This window comes from Lysobacter sp. BMK333-48F3 (assembly GCF_019733395.1).
Classification (GTDB): domain Bacteria; phylum Pseudomonadota; class Gammaproteobacteria; order Xanthomonadales; family Xanthomonadaceae; genus Lysobacter.
The window spans coordinates 1,952,813-1,976,900 of the sequence record NZ_JAIHOO010000001.1 but is presented as its reverse complement, the minus strand read 5'-3'; the positions used below and the strand labels follow the sequence as shown (position 1 = coordinate 1,976,900).

The following is a 24,088-nucleotide window of genomic DNA, read 5'->3' as shown; positions in this document are numbered from 1 at the left end:
CCTAACGATCCGGCCGGCCGCGCGCGGCCGGCGTCACACCGATGCGCCGCCGGGCGGCGGCGCGTTCCCTGGTCCGGCTGGCGCTCAGGAGTCCAGCGCTGCTTCGCCGGCGAGCTTGCCGTCGCCCTTGCCGTCGGTCTTGGCGTCGGCCTTGGTCAACAGACGCTGCAGCACGTCCTGCACGATCGGGCTCTTGCCGGCCACGCCTTCGATCGCCTTGCCGACCGACAAGGCCTTGGCGAAGGAATCAAAGAACGCACCCTCGCCGCCGACGATGTCGATGTTGGCCTTGCTGAGCGCGGCGGCCAGCACCTCGGACTGCTCCTTGGCGATTTCCTTGTTGGCCTCGATCCCGGCGATGGCCTGCTCGAAGCTCTTTTCCAGCTGCATGCGGAACTCTTCGTGGGCGCGCGCCTGGTCGCTGAGCGCATCCAGCGCGCCGAACTTCTGCCCCAGGCCCTCGGCCTCGGCCTTGAACTTCTGCAGCAGCACCTCGGCCTCGGACAGGCCCAGGTCCTTGGTCGCCTTGGCCTTGGCCACGCCCAGCTGCTCCTCGCCGCGCGCCTGCGCGAACAGGTTCTCTTCCAGCACCTTGGCGTCGGATAGGCCCTGTTTCTGCTTGGCCTCGGCCTGCACCTCGATCACCCGCGCCTGGGCCAGGCCCTTGTCCTGCTCGCCCTTGGCCTCGGCGGCCATGGTTTCGGCGATCACTCGCGCCTGCGCCAGGCCTTCCTTCTCGGCCGCCGCGGCGGCGACTTCGCGCACCCGCGCATCGGCCAGGCCCGGCGCCGCGCGCTCGGCCTCGATGCCCTCGGCCAGCTTCTTCTTGGCTTCGGCGCTCTTGCCGGCCGCTTCCAGTTCGGCCTGGGCCAGCACGGTCATCTGCGTGGCCTTGTGCTTGGACGCGACCTCGTCGGCCTCGGCCTGCTTGACCTGGCGCACCAGCTCTTCCTCGGCCGCGGCCTGGGCGGCGAGCACGGTGACCTGCTTGGCCCGGTCGGCCTCGGAGACCTGGCGCACTTCCTTGATCCGCTCCTCTTCCTGGGCCACGGTCTTCTCGACCGCGATCCGCTCGCGAATCACGTTGGCGATGTCCTTGCGCTGCTCTTCCAGCGCCTTTTCCTTGTCGATCCGGTTCAGCTCGACCTCGCGCTCGCGGGCGACGATCTCCAGGTCCTTGGCCCGGGTCACCTTCTCGACCTCGATCACCACCGCGCGCTGGCGGTTCTGCTGCGCCACCTCGACCTCGCGCAGGCGGTTCTGCTCGCGGATGTCGATCTGCTCCTGCGCGGCGATGCGCGCCTGCTCGGCCTTCAGACGCTCTTCCTCGCGCACCTTGGCGGTCTCGGCCTGCTCGCGCGCCTGGATGGTCTCGATCTCGCGCTTCTGCCGCGCCTCGGCGTCGGCTTGCTGGCGTTCCAGGGCCAGCATGGCCTCGCGGGTCTCGACGTTCTTCTTGGTGATCGCCAGCTGCTCGTTGCGCTCGAGCTCGTTGGTGATCACGTTCTGCGCCGCGGTCAGCTCGGTGATCTTGCGGATGCCTTCGGCGTCGAGGATGTTGTTCGGGTCCAGCGAGGCCTTCGGGGTCTGCTCGAGGTAGTCGATCGCGACGTCTTCGAGCACGTAGCCGTTGAGGTCGTTGCCGATCACCTCGATGATCCGGTCGCGGAACTCCTGCCGGTTCTCGAACAGCTTGACGAATTCGATCTGCTTGCCGACCGTCTTCAGCGCTTCGGAGAACTTGGCGTTGAACAGCTCGTTGACCGCGGCGCGGTCGGAAGCCCGGTCGACGCCGATCGCCTTGGCCACCTTGAGCACGTCCTGCTGGGTCTCGTTGACCCGCAGATAGAACGCGACGGTGATGTCGGCGCGCATGTTGTCGCGGCAGATCAGGCCGTCCTTGGCCCGGCGGTCGACTTCCAGGGTGATCAGGGAGATCTGCATGAACTCCTTTTTGTAGATCACCGGATAGACCAGCGCGCCGGTGAAGTGCACCTTCGGCGTGGACGACATGTCGTTGACGATCAAGGCCGTGCCCTGCGGCACCTTGATGTAGAAGGCTTTGAACATCAGCAGCATGACGAACAGGATCAGCAGCGACACGCCGATCAGCGTCAGCACCATGATTGCAGTACCCATTTGCATCTCCCTATGACTCGACCAACCCGGATTGGAACAACCAGCTTCGAATCACTAGCTTCAAAAACCGGATTCGAACGACTGGATTCAAAAAACTGGATTCGAACAACTTGATTCAAAAAAACTGGATTCGAACAACTGGATTCGACCGCCCCCAAGGCGCGGCCGCGACGGCCGCTACGGCTCCGACATCGGACGGACGCGGTCGGACGGACCGCTTCGCGGCCTCAGGCGCCGCGGAATTCGTCCTCGCTGACCACGCGGTACGCGTTCTGGCCTTCGAGGTATTCGATCAGCACCACCCGGTCGCCGCGCTGGAAGCGCGCCGGGTCGTCGTCGCGGATCTGCAGGATCAGCCCGGCGCCGCCGTCTTCCATGCTGGCGGTGCCGGTGACCGCGTTGACCGGGCTGCGCACCACCGCGACCTGGCCCAGGATCGGCCGCGCCGGACCGGGCTGCATCTTGCGCAGCAGCCGGCGCAGCGGACGCAGCGCCAGCGCCGAGACCGGAATCGCCAGGGCGAAGGCGACCAAGATCGCGGCTACGCCGCCGACGATCTGCGCCACCACGCCGGGCAGATGCCGCAGCAGATAGACGTCGGCCAGGTAGGTCAGGGCCCAGGACACGCCGATCAGCACGCTCAGCACCACGGTGACCGGGATGCCGCCCAGGCCCAGGCGCATCAGCGGATCGAACAGGCCTTGCTGGTGGTGATGGGCGCCGTCGGCGAGGGTGTGGTCGCCCAGGCCGGGGCCGCCATGACCGTGGCCGTCGCCGCCGATCCAGCCGTCGATCATCTCGCCGCCGACCAGGCCCAGCGCCGACAGCAGCCAGTAGCCGATCACCACGCCGAGCAGCACGGTGTAGAACGCCGTCGGCAACGAAAATATCGTGGTCAGAAACTCGCCCATCGTCCCTCCCCTTCCCCAGGCTTCCCCGCCCGCCGCGCGCGGCGCGGCACGTCGCCGGTCAGCCCGGAAGCTTCTGTCGCAAGCGTTGCAGCACCGCCTCCGCGCCGGCCTCGTCGCGCAGGATCCCGGCCTCGCGCAGCTTGCGTTCCAGCGCGTCGCCGCCGTCCTGGCGCGCCAGTTCGGCCGCGGCCTCCATGCGCGCGCCGCGTTCGGCCTGCTTGCGCTTGATCCGCGCCAGCGAATCGACCGCGGTCTGCAGCCGGCTCTGCGGGCCGGCGTAGCGTTGCGCGACCGCGGCTTGCGCGCGCTGCATGCTTTCGGTGGCCTTGACCGTGTCCAGCTGCTGCTTGAGCCGGCGGATATTGCTTTCGGCCATGGCGATGGCCTTGCGCAGTTCGGCCGCCGCGGCGGCGAGCTGGGCGACGTGGCCGTCCTGCTCGCGCCGGTGCGCTTCCAGCTGCACCACCTTGTCGGCCACTTCCAGCGCCAGCGGCTGGTCGCCGGCCTGCAGCGCCTTGAGCGCATAGCCTTCGTACTCGCCGACCTTGTCGGCCGACTCGCCCAGCTCGCGCTCGGCCAGCTTGTGCCGCGCCATCAGCTGCGCCAGCGACTCGCGCGACTGGCGCAGTTCCAGGTCGCAGTCGCGGATTTCCTGGTCGAGGATGCGCAGCGCCTGGCTGTCGGCCAGCGCTTCGCCGAGCTCGTGCGCGCCGCCGCGCAACGAGGTCAGCAACTTATTCCAGATGCCTTCGCTGCCGTCGGACTTGGGCATGTCAGGCCGCCTCCAGCAGCAGCTGCGGTTCGTAGGCCTCGGTGGCCTTGATCACGTTGTCGGCCAGGGTCTCGATTTCGTACAGCACGTTGGACAGCGACGAGGTCGCGCTCAACGAACCGAACATCATGTACACCGCTTCGCCGTCGGCCAGGGTCTCGATGCCGATGGTCGACAGCGGGAAGAACACCTTGTGGGTGCGCAGCACTTCTTCGTTGAACGCGGCCGGATCGCGCACGTGCGCCACCGGCCACAGCAAGGCCTCGACCACCACCTGTTCGCCGACCACGGCCACGAACAAAGGCAGGTCGCCGTATTCGGCCATGACCAGGTGCAGGCTGGCTTCGGCGCCGTCGATCAGTTCGATCTGCGAGTCGCCGTAGACGAATTCTTCGGTCTGGATCAGGGCTTCGTACAGGCCGCGCGCGGTCCAGACCTTGCCATCGTTCATCGTGTTATCCCCCCGTGCCCGCGCCGGCATCGCGCCGCGCGGTTGCCGCATCCGCTTTTCCACCGCCAGCAGTTCGTCGGCGAACTCCGGCAGCACCCACAGCTCTTTCTTGACCAAGCCCTTCTCGCGCAGGCGTTCGCGATGCCGGCGCTGGTAGTAGGCGGAGGAGCGGCGTTGTTCCATGGCGATCACAGTACGGCATCACATGTGAGTCGCGCAAGACATGACATGTGATGTAGCGACGAACGGCAGACGGTGCAGGCCCGGCGCCTGCGACGACTTCCGAATCAATGACTTGGCTTCACCCCGGGGTGGACGGCTTGGCGCGGGGCGGCGAAAAAGGGACGGAGGGGATTAAGCCGGAAGCGTCTGCCGCCCCGCCCGGCGGCGAAGGCGCCGGACGACGATCGCTCAGGCCGGGATGCCGTGCTGGCGACGGGCCAGGTCGATGCGCAGCCTGACCTCGGCGTCGAGTTCGCCGAGCTCGGCCTGCTTGAAGATGTTGCCGAGCACGCGCTTCTCGTCGTCGTCGACGGCCTGGTCGCGCAGGGCGAGGTCGAGCAGGTTCTGCAGTTCGGCGGCGTCGAGCCGGCCGTTGTCGAGGAAGGCGGGGATCGAGGCGAGCGCGATCGAGAGATGGCTCTTGGGCTGGGTCATGCGGGCAACTCCGTTGCGGTGGCTGAAATCCTGGACGCGACCGGGTTCGGGTTCGGTGCGTGATCGAGTCGACTATAGCAAGCGACCGCGACGATCCGATGGCGCGCAGCGGCGCTAGTGTAGGAGCGGCGTGAGCCGCGACAGCTACAGCGGTGAAATACCACGCGATCATCCGGAGCCGAATTGCGCCATGCGATGTCGACGCAGGGCATACGGGGCTTCGGCTGGCACGCTTGCGTCAATCGTTTCGGATGTCGCGGCTCACGCCGCTCCTACAGGAGCTGGGGAGCCGCAGGGTGCGGCGCGAGGCTGCGGTATCGCGATCGCGACTTGTGACCGAAGGAAATCCCCGTGAGGCGCCCGCCGCTCCTACCCCTGAAGCAGCACGCCTGCCCTATTCCCAATTCCCCATTCCCCATTCCCGAACCAAAAAAAAGCCCGATGCTCGCGCACCGGGCTTTCGTCGTCGGCGAGCCGCAAGGCTCAGCCGCGCATCACCACACCACTTCGGCCATCGAGCAGTTCAGGCCCGAACCGATGCCGAGCAGGGCGACGCGGTTGCCCTTCTTCAGGCGGCCCATCTCGCGCAGCTTGCTCAGCACGATCGGCACCGAGGCCGGGCCGATGTTGCCGTGCTCGCCGAAGATGGTCATGACCTTGTTCGGGTCGATGCCGAAGGCCTTGAGGAAGGCCTGGGTATGCGCGCGGCTGACCTGGTGGATGACGAACTCGTCCAGCTCCTCGACCGCCCAACCCAGCGCGGCCTTGGCCGCGGCGAAGGTCTTCTGGCCGAGCTTGAGGCCTTCGATCATCAGCATGCGGCCGTCGGCGACCATGCGGTCGTGGTGCAGGTCGCCCAGGCACAGCTGGTTCCACTCGGTGGCCGAGCGGGTGACGCCGCCGCGGTAGCGCGGCGCGCCCGGCGCCAGTTCGCTGCGCGCCAGCACCATCGCCGCGGCGCCCGAGCCCAGGGTCAGGGTCGCCATCTCGTCGCGCAGCTGCGTTTCGGTGACGTCGGCGCGGCTCAGACGCTCGAGGGTCTTCTCGTAGGCGAGGTTGGCGGTTTCGCCGTCGACCACCAGGGCGTAGTCGATCTCGCCGCGCTCGATCATGCGGCCGGCGATGTCCATGCCGTTGATGAAGGCCAGGCAGGCGTTGGCGACGTCGAAGTTCTGGCAGTTCTCGCCCAGTCGCAGGTTGCCGGCGACGATGCTGGCCGTGGACGGCTCCAGGTAATCGCGGCTGACCGAGGTGTTGACCAGCAGGCCGATGCGGTCGGCATCGACGGCGGCATCGGCGAGCGCCTTGACCGCGGCCAGGGTGGCGGCGTCGGAGGCGCGCACTTCGCCGTCCCACAGGCGGCGCTCGTGCACGCCGGCCACGTCCTGCAGCACGTTGACCTTGATGCCGAGGCGATCGAGGGTCGGCTTGAGGCGGGCGTTGATCTCGTCGGAGGTCAGCTTGCGCGGAGCATCGACGTGGGCGAGCCCGGCGATGGCGACGTGTTGGAACAGCATGGGCGCGAACCCTAGGCGGAAAAGTGCGACAGGTTAGCGCCTTCACGCCCCCCATGCACCCATTCCGAACGGACCCTGAACCGTATGCGCATCGCCTCGGAAGTCGGCAAAGCCCTTTAGATCAACGACTTGGATCGAAAATGTGCCATCCGAAAGCCGTACGCCGGCGTTCGGATTTGCCGTTTCAGCCGCCGACCGGGTAGGTCTGGGCGCTGCTGGCGGGCGCCGATTGCGCGGCCGGGGCCGTCGCGGCGCCGCCGCAACGGTAGGCGGCGAAGCGCTGCTGGCCCTGCGTCGGCGCAGCCAAGGGCTGGATGGTGTCGGCCTGCAGGCCCGGCGCCTCGTTGCGGGCCAGGGTCTCCAGTTCCTCGCGCACGCGCAGCTCGTTGCGCTCGTAGAAGGCGACGTTGTGCTTGACCGCCACCACCACTTCGCCGCGCTTTTCGCAGGCCGGCGCGGCACCCGCCGAGAGCACGCGCACCGCCTGCGCGCCCGGCGCCATCTGCACCCAGGTGCAGGCCGAAACGGTCAGGGCCAGGGACAGGATTGCCAACGCGCGCATGCGGACCTCGCTCAGGATTCGATCGCACGCATTGTCGCCGGATTCGGCTGAGCGCGATAGGAATGCTTCGCGATGGGACAGGGAGGGAGGGGATCAAGCGCACTTGATCCCCTCCCTCCCTCGCGTGCTGCCGCACCTGTCCGCGCCAACGAAAAGGGCCGCGTCGAAGACGCGGCCCCCTGATAGCCCCCACCCGCATTCCCCCCTTTGGAAAAGGGGGGGGGCTAGGGGGGATTTGCTGTTGCTGTTGCTGTTGCTGTTGCTGCTGTTGCCGTTGCTGTCGCCCTACACCCTCACCGCACCGGCTTGCCGTCGTGGTCGATCACCTTCACCTCGCCCAGCTTCAAGCCGCGGATCGGCTGCTCGATCTTGGACAGATCGCCGACCACCACCCAGGTCAGCGCCGCCGGGTCCAGCGCCCGGGCCGCGGCCTGGGCCAGCGCCGGGGTCATCGCCTCGTTGCGCGCCTTGTACTTGAGGATGTAGTCGGCCGGACGGCCGTAGCGCTGGTCGGCGCTGATCTGCGCCATCAGCGCGTCGTTGGTCTCGTAGGCGCCCGGCAGGCTGAGGGTGTTGGCGGCGCGGATCTTGGCCACCTCGGCCTGGGTCACCGGCGCGCTGCCGTCGGCGAAGCTGGCGATCTCGCGCTTGAGCTCGGCCAGCGACTCGACCGTCTTGTCCGACTGCACCGCAGCCTGGGCGATCCAGGGCCGCTGGCCCTTGGCGTTGCCCGAGCCGCTGTAGGAGCCGTAGGCCCAGTGCTTGTCCTCGCGCAGGTTCATGTTCAGGCGCGAACTGAACTCGCCGCCGAGCACGCCGTTGGCGAAGTCGAAATCGATCGTGCCGGCATCGCCGGTCGGCGGAATCAGCTCGCCGACGTAGATGTTGGACTGGATCGCGCCCGGCTGGTCGACCAGGAACACCCGCGGCGCCGCGGGCCGCGCGACCGCGCTCAGCGCCGGCAGCGCCGGCGCGTCGGCGCCCGGCTTCCAGTCGCCGAAGCGGCGCTCGAGCTGGGGCACGATCTGCTCCAGGCTGGTGTCGCCGACCACGAACAGGCGCGCGCGGTCCGGGCGCAGCCAATCGCGGTGGAAGGCGATCAGTTCTTCGCGCTTGAGCCCGGCGATCGAGGCCTCGGTGCCGGTGCCGGTGAACGGAATCGCGTAGGCGTGGCCGGCGCCGTACAGCAGCGGCGGCAGCACCCGCAGCGCCGCGGTTTGCGGCCGCGCCTTCTCCTGCTTGATCCCGGCCAGCCACTGCGCGCGCACGCGCTCGATCTCGCCGTCCTCGAAGCGCGGGCGGCGGATCACGTCGGCGAACAGGTCCAGCGAGTCGTCCAGCTTGTCGGTCAGCGCCGACATGGCGACGTTGGCGCTGTCCAGGCTGGCGCTGGAGGACAGTTCCACGCCCAGCGCTTCCTTGCGTGCCGACAGCGCCAGCGCGCCGTACTCGCCGGCGCCCTCGTCGAGCATGGCCATGGCGAAGCTGGCGGTGCCGACCGGGTGGCCGAGGTCGGCGCTGAAGCCGCCCGGGAACTCCATCCACAACTGCACCACCGGAGTCTGGCGGCGTTCGATCAACACCACCTCGGTGCCGTTGCTCAACTGGGCGCGCTGCGGCGCGGGAAAGCGCAGCTCGGGGAAGCGCTCGGTCTTGGGCACGCCGGCGCTGCGCTCGACGTCGGAAGCGACGGTCTTGTAGCGCGGGTCGGCGGCCGGAATCGCGGCGGGCCGGGTCGCCGGCGCGGCGCGCGCGGTTTCCGGCAGCGACGAGGCCGGCTTGTCGCCGGGTTGCACCAGCAGGGTGTGCGAGCCGACCCCGAGCCAGGTGCGGCCGGCGGCCTGAACGCTGGCCGGGGTCGCCGCGGCGATCCGCGCCAGGTCCTCGCCGAAGCAGTCGGGCTTGCCGGCGAACACCGCGCAACGCGCCAGTACGTCGGACTTGCCGCCGAAGCCGCCGATGCGCTCGATGCCGCGGACGAAGTCGGCGCGCAGCGAGGTCTGCGCCTGTTCCAGTTCCTGCGCGGTCGGGCCCTGCTCGATCAGGCGGCGGATCTCTTCGTCGATCGCCGCGCGCACCTTGCCCGGGTCCACGCCCTGCTTAACGTTGGCGACCACCACCAGGGTGCCGCTGATCTCGGCGTCGTTGATCGACACGCTGGCGCTGTCGGCGATGCGGTCGCGATGGACCAGGCGCGCGTCCAGGCGCGAAGCCGCGCTGCCGCCGAGGATCTGCGCGAACAGTTCCAGGTCGGCGCCGTCGCGGGCGCCGAACTGGGCCACCGGCCAGGCGCGGTAGACGCGCGCCTGCGGCACCCGGTCGGGCACCACCTCCTCGGTGTCGCGGCTGCGCTTGGGCACGCGCGCGGCCATCTTCGGCACCGTGGCGCTGGCGGGGATGTCGCCGAAATAACGCAGCGCCTTTTCCTTGGCGGTGGCCAGGTCGATGTCGCCGGCCAGCACCAGCACCGCGTTGTTGGGGCCGTACCAGCTGCGGAACCAGGTCTTTACGTCGTCCAGCGAGGCGGCGTCGAGGTCGGCCATCGAGCCGATGGTCTGCCAGCTGTAGGGATGATCGGCCGGGTACAGCGCCTCGTAGAGCTTGGCGCTGATGCGGCGGCCGTAGGGCTGGTTTTCGCCCTGGCGCTTTTCGTTCTGGACCACGCCGCGCTGCTCGTCCAGGGTCTTCTGGTCGATCGCGCCGAGCAGGTGGCCCATGCGGTCGGACTCCATCCACAGCGCCATGTCCAGCGCGGTGGTCGGCACGTTCTGGAAATAGTTGGTGCGGTCGACGTTGGTGGTGCCGTTCTGGTCGGTCACCCCGACCAGTTCGAACGGAGCGAAGAACTCGCCCTTGTGGTTCTCCGAGCCCTGGAACATCAGGTGTTCGAACAGGTGGGCGAAGCCGGTGCGGCCGGGCTGCTCGTTCTTGCTGCCGACGTGGTACCAGACGTTGACCGCGACGATCGGCGCCTTGCGGTCGGTGTGCACGATCACCCGCAGACCGTTGGGCAGGGTGAATTCCTGGTAGGGAATCGAGACTTCGGCGCGCGGCGCGGCCAGGGCCGGGGCGCACACCGCGCCGGCGAGCGCGGCGCCCAGGGCCAGGGCGAGCGCGGCGGCGCGCGGCAGGGATCGGGTCGGGGACGAGGACATGGGCGGGCTCCGGGCGGGCGTCCGTGCGCGGACGAAAGCCGCATCCTAGGCCGAAGCGGCCGCAGCGGCATGGGCCGGCGGTCACAGGGGGGGATGCCGCGCCGCTGCGTTGCGCGCCGCATAATGGCGGCATGTTCGAGGTCATCCTGTACCAGCCCGAGATTCCGCCCAACACCGGCAATGTGATTCGCCTCTGCGCGAACACCGGCGCGCGCCTGCACCTGGTCGCGCCGCTGGGCTTCAGCCTGGAAGACAAGCAGCTGCGCCGCGCCGGGCTGGACTATCACGAATACGCCCGCCTGCAGGTGCACGAAAGCCTGCACGCGGCGCTGCAGGCGATCGCGCCGCCGCGGCTGTTCGCGTTGAGCACGCGCAGCCAGGTGCGCTACGACCGCGTCGCCTATGCGCCCGGCGATGCGTTTTTGTTCGGCCCGGAAACCCGCGGCCTGCCCGAAGACGTGCTCGAGCGCATCCCGGCCGAACATCGCCTGCGCCTGCCGATGCGGCCGGACAACCGCAGCCTGAACCTGTCCAACTCGGTCGCGGTGGTGGTGTTCGAAGCCTGGCGCCAGCACGGTTTCGACGGCGGCGCCTGAGCGCGCCGGGCGGACGGACGAAAAAGACTCCCCCGGGCGTCGGATCGCGCCGGGGGAGCAAGTCCACTCAGGGAGAGGTCGCCGGGGCGCGCGCCGCACCGCGCGTAGCCCAGGCCAGGCCGAGCGCGCCGAGCAGACCGACCGCGCAGAACGTCGCCCACGGCAGCCACGGCAGGCGCAGCGCCGCGGCCAGGTCGAGCAGGCCGCCGCCGGCCAGGCTGCCGAGCCCGCCGCCGACCGCCAGGCTCAACGAGCTGACGCCGAGAAAGCTGCCCAGCGCCTGCGGGTCGGCCAGGTCGGCGATCAAGGTCTGCTGGCTGGGCCGGGTCAGCACCGCGCCGATCGCGAACGCGGCCACGCAGGCCAGGAACGCGGCGAAGCTGCCGACCAGGGCGAAGGCGCCGATCGCCAGCGCCATCAGCGTCGTGCCCAGCACCAGCATCTGCGCGCTGCTGAGCCAGCGCTGCAGCCAGCGCACCAGGACGTACTGCAGAGCCAGGGTCAGCCCGGCGCTGAGCGCGAACATCACCCCGACGCTGTCGGCGCTGCCGGTCAGGCGCTGCGCCAGCAACGGCAGGCTCAGGTTGATCTGCACCGCGACGAACCAGTACAGCATCAGCAGCCCGACCAGAATCAGGAACGGCCGGTTGCGCCACACCCGTTGCAGGCCGTCGCGCAGCGGCGGCGGCCGCGCCGGCGCCGGCACCCGCGGCAGCAGGCGCGCGGCGATGACGAAATTGGCGGCGAAGCAGGCCGCGGCGCTGAGACAGACCAGGGCGAAGTCGTAGCGCAGCAGGGCCACGCCGAGCAGCGGGCCGAGCGTGGTCGCGGCGCCGCCGATCCAGTTGCTGAGCGCGTAATAGCGCGGCCGGCTGCGCTCGTCGGTGAGCGCGGCGATCGAGGCCTGGTACGGCGCCTCGAACAAGGCGCCGCCGAGCGCGGCCAGCAGCATCGCCAGCATCAGCCAGCGCAATTGCGTGGCATAGGCCAGGCTGGCGAAGCCCAGCGCGCGCAGCAGCACGCCCAGGCAGATCATCCGCCGCGCGCCGTAGCGGTCGGCGAGCACGCCGCCGATCAGGGCCAAGCCCTGCTGCGCGACCTGGCGCAGCGCCAGCGCCGCGCCGACCGCGGCCGCGGCCAGGCCGAGCCGGTCGACGAAATGCACCGCGACCAGCGGCATCAGCATGGCGAAGCCGGTCACCATGAAGAAGGTGTAGACCAGCAGCCCGTTGAGGCCGCGCCGGCGCTCGGCCTCGCTGGCCGGCAGCGGCGCCGCGGCGGCGTCGAGCGCGCTCATCGCCGCGCCTCAGGCCGCGCGCGCATCGCCGCGCTCGATGTCGGCCGCGCGGTACAGATGGATCGGGGTCGGGTCGGCGCTGAACTGCGAGAACGGGAACGGCTCGGCCGACACCGCGGCCACGCCGCGGCCGAGGAAGCAGGGCACGATCGCGCTGCCGGTCTGGGCGTAGACCACCAGCGGCACGCCGCGCGCGCGCAAGGTGGTCAGGATCTGGTCGAAGGAGCCGTTGCTCAGGGTCATGCCGGTGGCGATGACCAGATCGGCCGCGGCCAGCACCGGGTGCATGTCGCGCGCGACTTCGGTGCCGTCGGCGGTGCGTTCCAGATTGAAGTCGCAAGGCAGGCACACGCCGCCGTGGGCGCGGATCGCCTCGACCAGGGGATTGACCACGCCGATCAGGCCGACCCGCATGCCCGGCGCGATCCGCAGCAGGCTGGCGATCGCCGCGTCGCGCGCCTGCGCGCGCTGCAGCGGGGTGCCGTGCGGCAGCAGGCGCGGCTCGGCCCCGGCCTGTTCGCGATGCGGCCGGACCAGGGCCAGGTAGGCGTCGAGCGCGGCGATCCGCACCGGCGTGCGCGGATCGCGCAGCAGTTCGGCGACCGCGCGGCCGGACAGTTCCTCGGCCACCGCCGGATCGAGTTGGTCGCGTTCGACGCAGCAGCCGCCGAACGCCGATTCGACCCGCAGCACCAGATAGTGGTTGCGGTACTTGGTGTCGGTGCCGGGGAACTGGGTGCTCTGCCGCACCCAGAACGCGCCGACCGCGTGCAGGCCGGCCGGATCGGGGCCGTAGTCGCCGCGCAGCACGGCCTGGGTGAGTTCGGCGACGTCGGCCGGTGCGATAGTCGAAGCGATGGACATGGCGGATCCTCAGGCGGCGGAACTGGAAGCCGAATCGGCATAGGTCAGGGCCAGGCGCGACAGCGCGCGCTCGGCGTAGGCGCGCGCCTGCAGGCCGTCGCGGTCGCTGGCGATCACGTGGCCGAGGTAGCAGGCGTTGTCGACCGGCGCGGCGACTTCGGTGCCGGCCACCGCGACCAGGCTCCAACGCTCGATGTTCGGGTCGGCGTCGAGCCCGGCGCTGCCGTCCAGGGCCGCGACCTTGCCGGCGCGCGGCGGCACCAGGAACTTGATCGCTGCGCTGGCCACGCCGGTGTCGCGCCGATGCAGATCGGGCTCGCGGCCCAGGGCCAGCTCGATCTGCGCATCGAGCAGGTCGATGCCGGTCACCCGCTGGATCAGTTCGGCGATGTAGTTGCCGCCCGGGCGCGGATTGATCTCGACGATGCGCGGCCCCTGCGCGGTCAGCTTGACCTCGGTATGGCTGAGGCCGTGGTCGTGGCCGACCGCGGCCAGCGCGCCGCGCACCAGGTCCTCGACGGCGCGCGCCTGGGTCGGATCGAGCCGGGCCGGGAACATATGCCCGTCTTCGACGAAATAGGGAAAGCCGGTCAGGCTCTTGTCGGTGATTCCGATCACCGTGGTGGTACCGCGGTAGGTGCAGGCCTCGACGCTGACTTCCTCGCCGTGCAGGTACTCCTCCAGCAGCAGCAGCGGCACCCGCGCCTGGTCGCGGAAGTTGCGCGGGAACTGTTCCAGCGCGTCGAACGCCGCGCACAGCTCCTCTTCGTCGCGGACCAGGCGGACGAAGGCGCTGGAGGCCAGGTCGGTGGGCTTGACGATCAGCGGGTAGCCGATCCGCTGCGCCTCGCGCCGACACTCGTCCCAGGACGCGGTGACGGCGAACTTCGGATTCGGCAGCCCGGCGCGCTCGATCGCCTCGCGCACCCGGTCCTTGCGCCGCTCCTCGACCACGTTGGCCGAGAACGCCTGCGGCAGGCCCAGCGCCTGCGCCACCTGGGCCACGGTGTCGATGTAGTAGTCGCAGATGGTGACCACGCCGTCGAACTTCAGGATCGCGTGTTGGGCGCGCAGGAATTCGATCAGCGCCTGCACATCGTTGGTCTCGGCGCTGAGCACGTGCTCGGCGTGCTCGATCACCGGATGGATCTCGCGCGAGCGGGTGTCGCGATAGTGGTCGCGGTTGCGGGTGACGAAGGTGTAGCGGTGGCCGAGCCGGGCGATCGCCGGCGGAAAGATCCGCCCGGTGCCGCCGACCCAGCTTTCGATCATCAACAGGTGCGCCATCGCAGGTCTCCTGGAGGTAAGGGTTGGGGGTGCGCGTCAGACGGCCAGCGCCGGCTCGGCCGGCGCCGGGCTCGACGCAACGGGCTCGTACTCGGCGCGGTTCCAGGCCATCGCCGACCAGGGCAGGCGCAGTTGCTCCAGCGACTCGATCGCGGTCGGCGCCAGCGCGTCGGGTTCGAGCGCGCGTTCGTGCTCGGCGAACACGCCCTCGACGTAGCGGTGGCCGGTGTCGGCGGCGAGGAACAGCACGTTGCGCTGCGGCTCGCGCCGCGCCAGGTGGCGCGCGACCAGGTAGCAGCAGCCGCTGGACAGGCCGGCGAATACGGCGTGTTCGCGCAGCAGGGCGACCGCGCCCGACAGGCCGTAATCGAACGAGACCCAGTGCACCTGGTCGTACAAGGCATGGCGGACGTTGCGGAACGGGATCGAGCTGCCGATGCCGGCGATGATGATGCCGGGGTCCTCGATGTGCTGGCAGCCGAAGGTCATGCTGCCGAACGGCTGCACGCCGATCAGCTGCGTCTGCGGCTCGGCGGCGCGCAGCGCGCGCGCCAGGCCGCCGGTGGAACAGCCCGAGCCGACCCCGCCGACCACGCTCAGCGTCGCCGGCCCGAGGCCGGCGACGATCTGCGCCGCGACCGGCGCGTAGCCGTCATAATGGATATCGTCGTGATACTGCTGCATCCAGTGCAGGCTGGGATCGGCGGCGAGCAGCTCGCGGATCCGCGCCACGCGCAGGCTCTGGTCCAGCTTCAGGGTCGGCTGCGGCTCGACCTGTTCGACCGTCGCGCCGAGGATGCGCAGCTGCAGCATCAGGGTGCGGTCGACGGTCTTGGAGCCGACGATGTGGCACTTCAGGCCGAACTTGTGGCAGGCCAGCGCCAGGGCGTAGGCGTAGATGCCGCTGGAGCTGTCGATCAGGGTCGCATCCGCACCGATCCGGCCGCTGTCGAGCAGCCCCTGCACCGCGGCCAGGGTCGAATAGACCTTCATGGTCTCGAAGCGGGCGACGTAGAGATTGCGCTCCAGCCGGATCAGGTCCGGCGCCTTGATCGCATCGGCGATGTGGGCGTGCACGCTCATCGCACACCCGTCTCGATGAAGCGGCAGGCATGGCCCAGACCGCGGAAGAACGAGGACAGCGCGCCCATCCGCAGCGCGTCGGGGCGTTGCGCGTACAGATAGCCGATCAGGCTGCCGGTGTGCGCGACCAGTACGCCGTCGGCGCCGAACTCGAGCCGGTGCTGCAGCAGATCGTGCAGATGGCGCTTGGGGGTGACGCCCTGGGCCAGCTCGGCGCTGCGCGTGGCGCAGGCGCAGATCGCGGCGACATCGTGGGCGGCGAACGCATCCAGCGCCCGGCGCAGGTTGTCGCGATAGGCTGGCAACTGCCGCCGATAGTGGCTCAGCAGCGGCTCGGCCAGTTTCTCGGTCTCCACCGTGCCGCCCTCGTCGATGTAGCAGGCATGCAGGCGCAGCGGCGCGTCGAAGGTGTGCAGCACCTGCTGGCGGCCGCTGAGATACAGCGCATGGGTTTCCAGGAACACGCTGTCGGAGCGCTCGATGCCGCGCAGCAGGGCCGAGATCGCCGGCGCCGGCGTGTCCAGGCCGAAGATCCGGTCCAGGCAGCGGATGGTGGCGACGATGTCGGCGGTCGAACTGGCCATGCCCTTGCCCAGCGGCAGTTCCGAATCGTGGCTCCAGCGCCCCGGCGGCAGGCGCCGCCCGTGCTGGTGCAGGTACAGCTCGATCGCGCGCCGGCATTTGTCCTTGCCGGCCAGGTCGGCGTCGATGTCGCCCTCGCCGCCGGGGTCGAAATGAATCCAGCTGTAGCGCCGCACCGGCAGCGAAATGATGCCGATCTGCAGATCCCCCTCGTGCTCGCACGGCCCCTGCAGCAGTTCGCCGAGCGTGCCGTGGCAGACTCCGCTGTGGATGGTCCGGCGGGGCGACGAACCGCCCGGCCCCCTCGCCGCCGCCTCGGCCGCATCGCGGCCGCCCGCACTCCGTGTCGCCGTTCGCTCCTGCCGCAGCATCGCCGCGTCTCCCGTCAGAAGGTTCAACCGCCGAAATCGACCGTCAGTTGCGCGCTGAAGCGGCGACCGTCGGTCAAGCCGAAACTGTTGTGGCCGTAGATGTTCCAGGTGTAGGTGTCGGCCACGTTGGCGACCAGCAGGCGCAGGCTGGCCGGCGCGTCGCCGAGGCGGAACCGGTAGCGCGCGCCGAGATCGACCAAGGTGTACGCCGGCACACGATTGACGCCGTCGCGCGAGACCACGCGCTCGCCGTAGTGGCTCATCGCCAGATCGAACGACAGCCCCGGCCGCCACGCCGGGCGGTACTCCAGGTCGGTGCGCAGCATGCGTTCGGCCTGGCCGATCGGACGCTCGCCGACCCGCCCCAAGCGCATCGCTTCGCCGCTCACCCGCGGCCGCATCAGCACCGCGCCGGCGACCACGCTCCAGCGATCCGAAGGCCGCCCGCTCAGGCTCAGCTCGACCCCGCGATGGCGGACTTCGCCGACCGCGCCGAACACGTTGCGCTCGTCGGTGGTGAAGTAAGGCTTGCGCACGTCGAAAGCGCCGGCGACCAGGCTCAGGCCGTCGCCGAATTTCCAGCGCAGCCCGGCATCGCTCTGGCGGGTGCGGATCGCCTCCAGCGCCTGGTTGCGGTTGGCCGCGTCGTCCGGGGCGATGCCGCTTTCCTCCAGGCCGCGGGTGTGGCCGGCGTATACGGCCAGGCGCGGACTCAGGTACACCGCCGCGCTCGCGCTCGGCAGCCAGGGATCGTCGCGGCTGGCGGTGCGCGGCAGTCCGGGCTGGTCGATGGTTTTCTCGTAGTGGCTGCGCTGCAGGCCCAGGTTGAGTTCGCCGACCTCGCGCCAGCGGCCCTCGTAGGCCAGGCCCGCGGTCCACTGCCGGACCCGGTCGTGGCTGCGCGGGCCGAACGCGAACGCTGACGGCCGCGGCACCGGCTGCGCTTCGCCGAGCCTGCGCTCGCCCAGGTCCAGCGCCGGGGCCGAGCCGCCGTATTCGTTGTGCAACCGGCGCGCGCGTACCGCCGCATGCAGCACGTGCAGACGCGGACCGTCGGCGAAGCTGCGGCTCAGGCGCAGTTCGCCGCTGCTGCTGGCGTAGCGCTGGCGCGGATCGGCGATCACCTTCTCGCGAGTTCGGCCGTCTGGCGTGGTGCCGACGAACAGTTCGGCGAAGCCGCTGGGCTGGTGGTTGATCGAGCGGAATACGCCGCCGGACAAGGCCCAGTCGCGGCCGAAGCGGGCCTTGCCGAGCACGCCGTAGTTGCGGCTGTCGTATTCGTTGTCGGACCAGCTCTGGCCGAAGTGGCGGCGGCGCTCGATCCGCGGCGGCAGATGATTGCCGGAGGTCAGGATGGTCGGCGCGACCTCTTCGTCGCGGCCGCGCGAGATGCTCCAGAACGGCAGGATCTCGACGTCGTCGCTCGGCCGCCAGCGCGGCACCAGGCCGGCGCGCAGATAGCGCGCGTCGGCGCCGTCGTAGTACTCCTCGCGGGCGACCGCGATCCCGGCGGCCAGCCCCAGGCGCCCGGGCACGATCGGCAAGCGCGCGTCCAGCTCCAGCGCCGGCGCGCCGTAGGCGTTGAGTGCGCCGAGCGCGCTGATCACCCGTTCGTCGCCGGCTTTCTTGAGCCGGTAGTCGACGATTCCGGTCGGGGCCGGAAACGGATAGCTCAGCGCCGACAGGCCGACCCGGATGGTCGAGCCTTCGACCAGCGCCGGCGGCACCGTGCCCTGGCGGTCGAAGTACACCCCGTCCATGCGCACGTTGCCGGCGTCGACCGGCGAGAAGCCGCGCACCTGCTTGCTGCTGTACAGGCCGATGCTCTCGTTGCCGAGGGTGGCGCCGAACGCGTCCTCGGCCGCGGTCACCGCGTTGTCGCCGGCGCGTTGCGCGCCGGCTTCGACGCTGCAGGCGAGCAAGCCGCAGCCCAGGGTCCAGCTCCACAGTCGCAGCGTCATGCTCACAGCTCCGTCGGCCAATCGCGCAAACGCCGCCAGGCCAGGGCGATGCCGACGCCGGCCAGGGCCCACAGCCACAACGCGAACGGCCACACCGCCGCGGCGCGCTGCGCGGCAGTGGGCTCGCTGCCGCGCCAGGCGGGAATCGCGTCGTACTCGTTGAAGTTCAACCGGCCGTAAGTGCCTTCGGCCGGCGCCGCGCCGATCCCGTGCTGGATGCGCGGATAGAACCAGTCGCGCAGCCGTTGCTGGTAGGCGCGCACCTGGCCTTCGAAGGCGCGATGGCGCTGCGCATCGGTGCCGGCCAGGGTCGCCAGCGCCTCCTGCAGGCCCAGGGTCGGCGACAGATAGCCGGCCACGGCCGACACCCGTTCGCGCCAGTCGCGGGCCTGCTCGCGTTGCCGTTGCAACGGCGCCAGCCGGCGCTCCAGTTCCGGCGCCAGGAAGCTCAGTCGGGTCGCATAGTCGATGCTGCCGGCGCGCTCGGCGGCGTCGGCGCGGCCCTGCCGGCGCAGTTGCGCAATGACGATCCCGTCGCGCTGCGCGGTAATGGCGTCGTTGTGGCGCCGCTGCGCGTCGACATAGGCCACCGTCGACGGCGCCGGCCGCGCGCGCTCGGCGACCGCGCTGCCGAGCATCGGCACGCCGACCGCGAGCAAGGCCCACAGCGCGGCCAGGGTGGCGATCGCCCCGGCTGCGCTGGGCCAGGCGGCGACGACCACCCCGCCCAGCGCGACCCAGAACGCCACGTACGCCAGCAGCGACACCGCCGCCGCGCCCAGTTCGGGCGTTGCCGCGCGCAGATCGACGCCGGCCACGGCCAAGGCGAGCGCGGACAGCGCCAGGGTCGCCGGCGCCAGCCACAGATAGATCGCGGCGATGCGCGCGCCGAGCCAGGCGCGCGCGCCGACCCGCTGCGCCGCGATCAGGCGCAGCATGCCGTGATCGCGCTCGAAGGTGGCGAGTAGGCCGACCAGCAGGATCGCCACGATCGGCAGCAACTGCACCAGCACAAAACCGAGATCGAACCGCCCCAGGGCCAGCCCGCGCGGATTTTCGAAGTCGTAGGCCGGCTCGACCCCGAACGACGTTTCCAGCTTGACCGGCAGACGGCTCGGCAGCAGGTCGCTGGCGCCGACCGCCAGCGGCGACAGCGGCAGATGCGGCTTGTCGGCGTGGACGCGAAGGAAATAGCGGCTGAAGCCGGCGATGTCGGTCGGGTCCTGCCAGTACGGCACGCGCTCGGCCGCAGGCTCGGCGTAGCGCTGCGCGCGTTCGCGGATCTGCGCCACCCAGGCCGCGTCGCTGGCGCGGCTGCGCTCGATCGCCGCGTCCTGGGCGCGGTGCAGCGCGGCGCCGTTATGCGCGCCCCACAGCATCGCCGCGCCGAGCAGGGCCAGCAGGGTCCACAGCAAGCGGTTGCGGCCGAGCTGGCGCAGTTCCCAGCGCAGCAGATCGGCGAAACCGACCGCGGCCGCCGGGGTCGAAACCAGGGTCGCGCTCATGGCCGCAACCTGCGCGCCGCGCGCGCCAGCGCCCACAGCGCCAGCGCCGTCCATACCGCCAAGGCCCACAAGGCCCAGCCGGCGCCGGCCGCGGCCTGGACCAGCCGCGGCGGACGATGGACGAATTCGGGGATCTGCTGCCACAGGCGCGCATCGCCGGTGGACTTGGCCGCGCCGTCGGCGGGACGCCGCATCACCTCCCGGTTCATCCGATTGACCAGCTCGCGGCGATAGTGTTCGGCGCCGTCGACGAAGCGGCGGTGGTGATGGAAATCGCTGCCGGCCAGCAGCGGCGACAAGGTCTGCATCGCCGCGCTCGGCGACAGCAGGCCGACCGCGGCGAAAGCCTGGTCCTGCGCCTCGACCCGATCGTAGAAATTGCCGAGCACGCGATCGAAGGCCGCATGCGAATGGCGTTCGCTCAGGTCCAGCTCGGCGCCGCGCAGGTCGACCGGCAAGTCCTGGTCGCGCTTGGCCCCGTAGCGGGCCAGCAACTCGGCGCGGCGCTGCCTGGCCTGTTCGGCGGTCCAGTACGCCGGCGCTTCGTCCTGCAGCTGTTGCTTCACCGACTGCGTCGCCGGCAGCGGCCGCGCCTGCTCGACCGCGCTGCCGGCCCAGCGCGGCAACGCCAGGGCGAGCAGGATCCACAAGCCGAACAACAGCGCCAGCGCGCCGCGCACGCTGCCGGCGAGCAGCGACACCGCCACCCCGATCGCGCTGAGCACGCCCAGGTAGGCAGTCATCGCCGCGACCCACAAGGCCAGGCGCAACAGTGCGTCGCCGTCCCAACCGGCGGCGAGCCAGTTCGCCAGCAACGCCGCCACGCTGACCGGCGCCACCAGCGCCGCGGCGAGGATCGACCAGATCGCCAGGGTCTTGGCGATCACGATCGTGCGCGGCCGCAGCGCCGCGCCGAGCGCCAGCCGCAAGGTGCCGCGCTCGCGGTCCATCGCCACCGCGGTGAAGGCGAGCAGGAACGCGACCAGCGGCGCCAGCCCGATCAACAGGCCGGCCGGGCTGGTCAGGCCGGCGCGCTGCAAGGCCGAGGCTTCGCCCTGCGGCCGATACAGCAGGTCGTTCTGCACGTGCGCTTCCAGCCACACGGTCTGGCCGACGAAGGGCTCCACGCCGGGGTCCAGCGCGGCCAGCAACGGCGTCGGCTTGAACGCGAAGATGCTGTAGTGCGCGGCCGAATGCGGATCCTTCTCGCCCTGGCCGAGCCAGCGCGCGCGCTCGGCCGCGGCGACTTCGCGCTTGGCCGCGTTGCCGTCGATCACTTGGCCGAGGTTGACCGCGAACGCGACCAGCACCAGCGCGGCCAGGCACCACAAGGCCAGCCAGGCGCGCCGGTCGCGGCGCAGCAGCAGGCCTTCGTAAGCGGTCAGCGCGACGATCATGCGACCGGCTCCGGCTCGGCGGCGGCCAGCGCCTGCAGGTACAGCGCTTCGATCTGCGCCGGCGACAGGCCGGCGGTGGCGCGTTCGGTCAGCAGGCGGCCGCCGCGCAGGATGCCGAGCCGGTCGGCGACGTCCTTGACCCGGTACAGGTCGTGGGTCGCCATCAGCACCGCCAGGCCGCGCCCGGCCGCGGCGCGCACGCCTTGCGAGAGGTCGTTGGCGGCGCTGGCGTCCAGGCCCGAAGTGGGTTCGTCGAGCAACAGCAGTTGCGCGTTCTTGGCCAGCGCGATCGCCAGGCCGACCTTCTGCCGCATGCCCTTGGAGAAGCCGGCCGCGTGGCGCTCGTGCGCTTCGGCCTGCAGACCGGCCTCGCTCAGCAATGCACGCGCCTGCGCCGGATCGAGCCGGCGCCCGCCGAGCAGGGCGAAATAGCTCAGGTTCTCGATCGCGCTCAGGCGCGGATGCAGCATCACCGTTTCCGGCAGGTAGGCGATCCGCGCCCGCGCCGCCAGCGGGTCGCGGTCCACGCGCAGGCCGGCGACTTCGACGTGGCCGGCGTCGGGGCTCAGGAAACCCAGGATCAGGTTCAAGGTCGTGGTCTTGCCGGCGCCGTTCGGGCCGAGCAAGGCGTAGACCTCGCCGGGCGGCAACGCGATCGACAGCGCCTGCAGCGCATGGCGGTCGCCGAAGTCCTTGCGCACGCCGTGCAGGCGCAGGGCCTGCACCGACGCGTCGATGCGATGGTTCTGCAACAGCGTCATAGGTTCACCCGCAGGCTCAGTTCGACGCTGCGCGGCGCGGCCAACAGCGGTTGGTCGGCGGCGCCGCCGGACCAGTCGGCGTACAGCGCGTCGCCGAGGTTGCGCCCGTACAGGGCGATCTCGCCGAACGGCAGCCGGTAGGCGATCGAGGCGTCCCAGACGGTGCGCGCGCCGATCCGGATCCGGTTGGCGTTGTCGGTGTAGTAGCGGCCGACGTAGCGCGCGCCCGCGGCCAGGGTCAGCGGGCGCTCGGCGAAGCGGTAGCTGGCGCGCAGGTCGGCGATGCGTTCGGGCACGTTCGGCGGGACGTTGCCGGCGCGGTCGGCGCCGCCGGCTTCGCGCAGCACGTCGAAGCGCGCGCGCAACGCGGCCAGGCTGGCGTCCAGGCGCAGGCCGCGCAGCGGCATCAGCGCGGCGCTCAGTTCCACCCCGCGCGAGGACTGACGCCCGCCCTGCACCGACAGATTGGCGTTGAGCGGGTCGCGGGTGACGATGTCGTCCTGTTCGATCCAATAGCCGGCCAGCCCCCATTCGAAGCGGTCCTGCCACAACCGGCTCTTGATCCCGGCATCCAGCGCGCGGCCGTGGGTCAGGTCGAAGCGCGCGTTGGCCGCCGACAGCAGCGGCAGGCTGCCGACCGGCGCCACCGCGGCGCTGTACTGGGCGTAGAGCTGGGTCTGCGCGGCCAGGTCGAACACCGTGCCCAGGCGCCAGGACAATGGCGAATAGCTGCGCTGGAAGCGGGTGCGCACGCCGGTGTTGAGATCGAGGATGCGCCGGCTCAGCTCGATCCGGTCGTAGCGCAGGCCGCCGAGCAGCAGCCAGCGCGGGCTGAGATTGAGCGCGTCTTCGGCGAACAGCGAAGCCACACGCGTGGTCGAGTCGAAGTCGACCCGGTTGCCGGCGCCGGGGAAGTTGGCGGCCAGGTCGGCGAAGCCGGCGCTGCCGCGCGCGGGCGCATGCGGATCGACCGGCGTGGTCGTGCCGAAGCGGCGCATCACGTCGAAATCGCCGTCGCTGAACTCCAATCCGAGCGTGGCGCGGTTGCGCCGTTCGCCCCACAAGCCGTCGCCGCGCAGGGCCAGGCGTTCGACCCAGTAGTCGTGGTCGTGCTCGATGCGGGTGGTGCTGCGGTCCAGGCGCTGGCGCAGCGCGTCGTAGCGGTAGGTTTCCGAATTCCACCAGCGCCGCCGCGCCTGGTACAGGCTGAACTCGTTGACCAGATGCAAGCCTTCGCCGAGCCGCCAGTCGGCGCGGGTACGCAGCCAGTCGCTGCGCGCGTCCTGCAGCGCGTTGTCGACGTTGTAGTTGCGCCGGCGCAGGGCGCGGTCGAGCACCCGGCCGTCGGCGCTGCGGACCAGGCCGCTGGGCTCGCGCGCCAGCGCGCGCGGCAGCAGCGGCGTGCCCCAGTAGGCGTCGTCGTACTCGTCCTGGTAATGGTCGAGCGCCGCTTCGAATTCGAAGTCCTGGTGCGGACGCCAGCGCCAGGACAGGCTGGCCGAGGTCGACTCGCTGGCGTTGTCGTCGACGTAGCCGTCGCTACGGCGGTGGCTGGCGACAGCGCGCAGCGCGGCGCGCTCGCCCAGCGGCAGGTTGGCGTCGACGCCGACGCGACGGCTGCCGAAGCTGCCCCAGGCCAGTTGCCCCTGCAGCTCGCGCTCGCCCAACTGCGCGCGCTTGGGCACCAGGTTGATCGCGCCGGCCAATGCGCCCTCGCCGTACAGCACCGAAGCCGGGCCCTTGAGCACTTCGATCCGTTCGAAGCTCCAGCTGTCGAAATCGCGGGTCACCAGTGGCGCCGCGGTCTGGCGCGCGCCGTCGAACAGCAGGGCGATCGCGCCGCCGCTGAAACCGCGCATCGAGGTCGTGCCCGGCGCCGACGGCAGCGCCCCGGCCAGCACCCCGGGCGCGGCGTTGAGCGCTTCGACGCTGCCGCGCAGGCCGCGCGCCTGCAGCAGTTCCTGGTCCAGCACCTCGATCGCGGCCGGGGTTTCGCGCGGGCTCAGCCCCAGCCGCGAGGCGGTGGAGCTGGGCGTGTCGCGGGCCGGGGTCAGCCCGGCCGCGCCCTGCACGGTGACCTTGTCGAGCAGGGTCGGCGCGGCGCCGCCGGCCGCCTCCTGCGCCGTCGCCGTCCCCGCCAGCGCCAGGCCGGCTGCCAACAGCCCCTGGCCGATCTGCGCCGTGCGGCGCCCCCGATTGCGTCTGCCCACCGTGACTCCC

Annotated in this window: 18 protein-coding genes and 1 pseudogene; 1 reads left to right on the top strand and 18 read right to left on the bottom strand. The window is 70.7% G+C overall.

From position 1 onward, the window contains the following. Nucleotides 1–84: 84 nt before the first annotated feature. The 8 genes and pseudogenes from K4L06_RS08350 to K4L06_RS08315 form a co-directional block, all read right to left on the bottom strand. Complete coding sequence (locus K4L06_RS08350; protein ID WP_221670961.1) at nt 85–2,139, bottom strand: flotillin family protein; 2,055 nt, start codon at nt 2,137–2,139, stop codon at nt 85–87. 227 nt (nt 2,140–2,366) lie between these two features. Beyond that, nucleotides 2,367–3,050, bottom strand: a complete 684-nt coding sequence (locus tag K4L06_RS08345; RefSeq protein ID WP_221670960.1) for a hypothetical protein — start codon at nt 3,048–3,050, stop codon at nt 2,367–2,369. Between the two features lie 58 nt (nt 3,051–3,108). Further along, the gene (locus tag K4L06_RS08340; protein ID WP_221670959.1) at nt 3,109–3,822 is read right to left on the bottom strand and encodes a PspA/IM30 family protein; all 714 of its coding nucleotides are present in this window, start codon (nt 3,820–3,822) and stop codon (nt 3,109–3,111) included. A gap of 1 nt (nt 3,823) precedes the next feature. Then, the gene (locus tag K4L06_RS08335) at nt 3,824–4,456 is read right to left on the bottom strand and encodes a DUF2170 family protein (protein ID WP_221670958.1); all 633 of its coding nucleotides are present in this window, start codon (nt 4,454–4,456) and stop codon (nt 3,824–3,826) included. A gap of 228 nt (nt 4,457–4,684) precedes the next feature. After that, the gene (locus K4L06_RS08330) at nt 4,685–4,930 is read right to left on the bottom strand and encodes a hypothetical protein (RefSeq protein ID WP_221670957.1); all 246 of its coding nucleotides are present in this window, start codon (nt 4,928–4,930) and stop codon (nt 4,685–4,687) included. Between the two features lie 494 nt (nt 4,931–5,424). After that, a complete protein-coding gene (locus K4L06_RS08325; protein ID WP_221670956.1) occupies nt 5,425–6,447 on the bottom strand; it encodes a 3-oxoacyl-ACP synthase III in 1,023 nt (340 codons plus the stop codon). Nucleotides 6,448–6,706: 259 nt separating this feature from the next. Then, nucleotides 6,707–7,009, bottom strand: a pseudogene (locus tag K4L06_RS08320) (DUF4156 domain-containing protein); the annotation flags it as partial. A gap of 293 nt (nt 7,010–7,302) precedes the next feature. Continuing rightward, the gene (locus K4L06_RS08315) at nt 7,303–10,164 is read right to left on the bottom strand and encodes a pitrilysin family protein (RefSeq protein WP_221670954.1); all 2,862 of its coding nucleotides are present in this window, start codon (nt 10,162–10,164) and stop codon (nt 7,303–7,305) included. A 131-nt stretch (nt 10,165–10,295) separates the two neighbouring features. Between K4L06_RS08315 and K4L06_RS08310 the strand changes: the two genes are divergently transcribed. Beyond that, nucleotides 10,296–10,760, top strand: coding sequence for a tRNA (cytidine(34)-2'-O)-methyltransferase (locus K4L06_RS08310; protein ID WP_221670953.1), 465 nt, complete (start codon nt 10,296–10,298; stop codon nt 10,758–10,760). 67 nt (nt 10,761–10,827) lie between these two features. Here the strand turns inward: K4L06_RS08310 and K4L06_RS08305 are convergent, their stop codons facing one another. From K4L06_RS08305 to K4L06_RS08260, 10 genes are read right to left on the bottom strand one after another with little or no spacing between them, the layout of a single operon-like run. Further along, on the bottom strand, nt 10,828–12,057 hold the full coding sequence (locus tag K4L06_RS08305) for an MFS transporter (RefSeq protein ID WP_221670952.1): 1,230 nt from the start codon (nt 12,055–12,057) through the stop codon (nt 10,828–10,830). Nucleotides 12,058–12,066: 9 nt separating this feature from the next. Then, entirely contained in the window at nt 12,067–12,921 is an 855-nt protein-coding gene (locus K4L06_RS08300; RefSeq protein ID WP_221670951.1) for a DUF364 domain-containing protein, read from the bottom strand. 9 nt (nt 12,922–12,930) lie between these two features. Further along, nucleotides 12,931–14,208 (bottom strand): ATP-grasp domain-containing protein, encoded by a 1,278-nt coding sequence (locus tag K4L06_RS08295; RefSeq protein WP_221670950.1) that lies wholly within the window; start codon nt 14,206–14,208, stop codon nt 12,931–12,933. A gap of 36 nt (nt 14,209–14,244) precedes the next feature. After that, nucleotides 14,245–15,291 carry a pyridoxal-phosphate dependent enzyme gene (locus K4L06_RS08290; protein ID WP_221670949.1) on the bottom strand — a complete coding sequence of 349 codons (1,047 nt, stop codon included), beginning with the start codon at nt 15,289–15,291 and terminating at the stop codon, nt 14,245–14,247. Further along, a complete protein-coding gene (locus tag K4L06_RS08285; protein ID WP_221670948.1) occupies nt 15,288–16,271 on the bottom strand; it encodes a hypothetical protein in 984 nt (327 codons plus the stop codon). Before K4L06_RS08285 ends, K4L06_RS08290 begins: the two co-directional genes overlap by 4 nt. Then, nucleotides 16,268–18,205: a TonB-dependent receptor gene (locus tag K4L06_RS08280; protein WP_221670947.1), complete on the bottom strand. Its 1,938-nt coding sequence runs from the start codon at nt 18,203–18,205 to the stop codon at nt 16,268–16,270. Before K4L06_RS08280 ends, K4L06_RS08285 begins: the two co-directional genes overlap by 4 nt. Before the next feature lie 2 nt (nt 18,206–18,207). Next, nucleotides 18,208–19,710 (bottom strand): DUF3526 domain-containing protein, encoded by a 1,503-nt coding sequence (locus tag K4L06_RS08275; protein WP_221670946.1) that lies wholly within the window; start codon nt 19,708–19,710, stop codon nt 18,208–18,210. Next, nucleotides 19,707–21,107, bottom strand: a complete 1,401-nt coding sequence (locus K4L06_RS08270) for an ABC transporter permease subunit (protein ID WP_221670945.1) — start codon at nt 21,105–21,107, stop codon at nt 19,707–19,709. The genes K4L06_RS08275 and K4L06_RS08270 overlap by 4 nt, the downstream gene beginning before the upstream one ends. Further along, nucleotides 21,104–21,868, bottom strand: a complete 765-nt coding sequence (locus tag K4L06_RS08265) for an ABC transporter ATP-binding protein (protein ID WP_221670944.1) — start codon at nt 21,866–21,868, stop codon at nt 21,104–21,106. Before K4L06_RS08265 ends, K4L06_RS08270 begins: the two co-directional genes overlap by 4 nt. Next, on the bottom strand, nt 21,865–24,078 hold the full coding sequence (locus K4L06_RS08260) for a TonB-dependent receptor (protein WP_221670943.1): 2,214 nt from the start codon (nt 24,076–24,078) through the stop codon (nt 21,865–21,867). Before K4L06_RS08260 ends, K4L06_RS08265 begins: the two co-directional genes overlap by 4 nt. Nucleotides 24,079–24,088 lie beyond the last annotated feature (10 nt).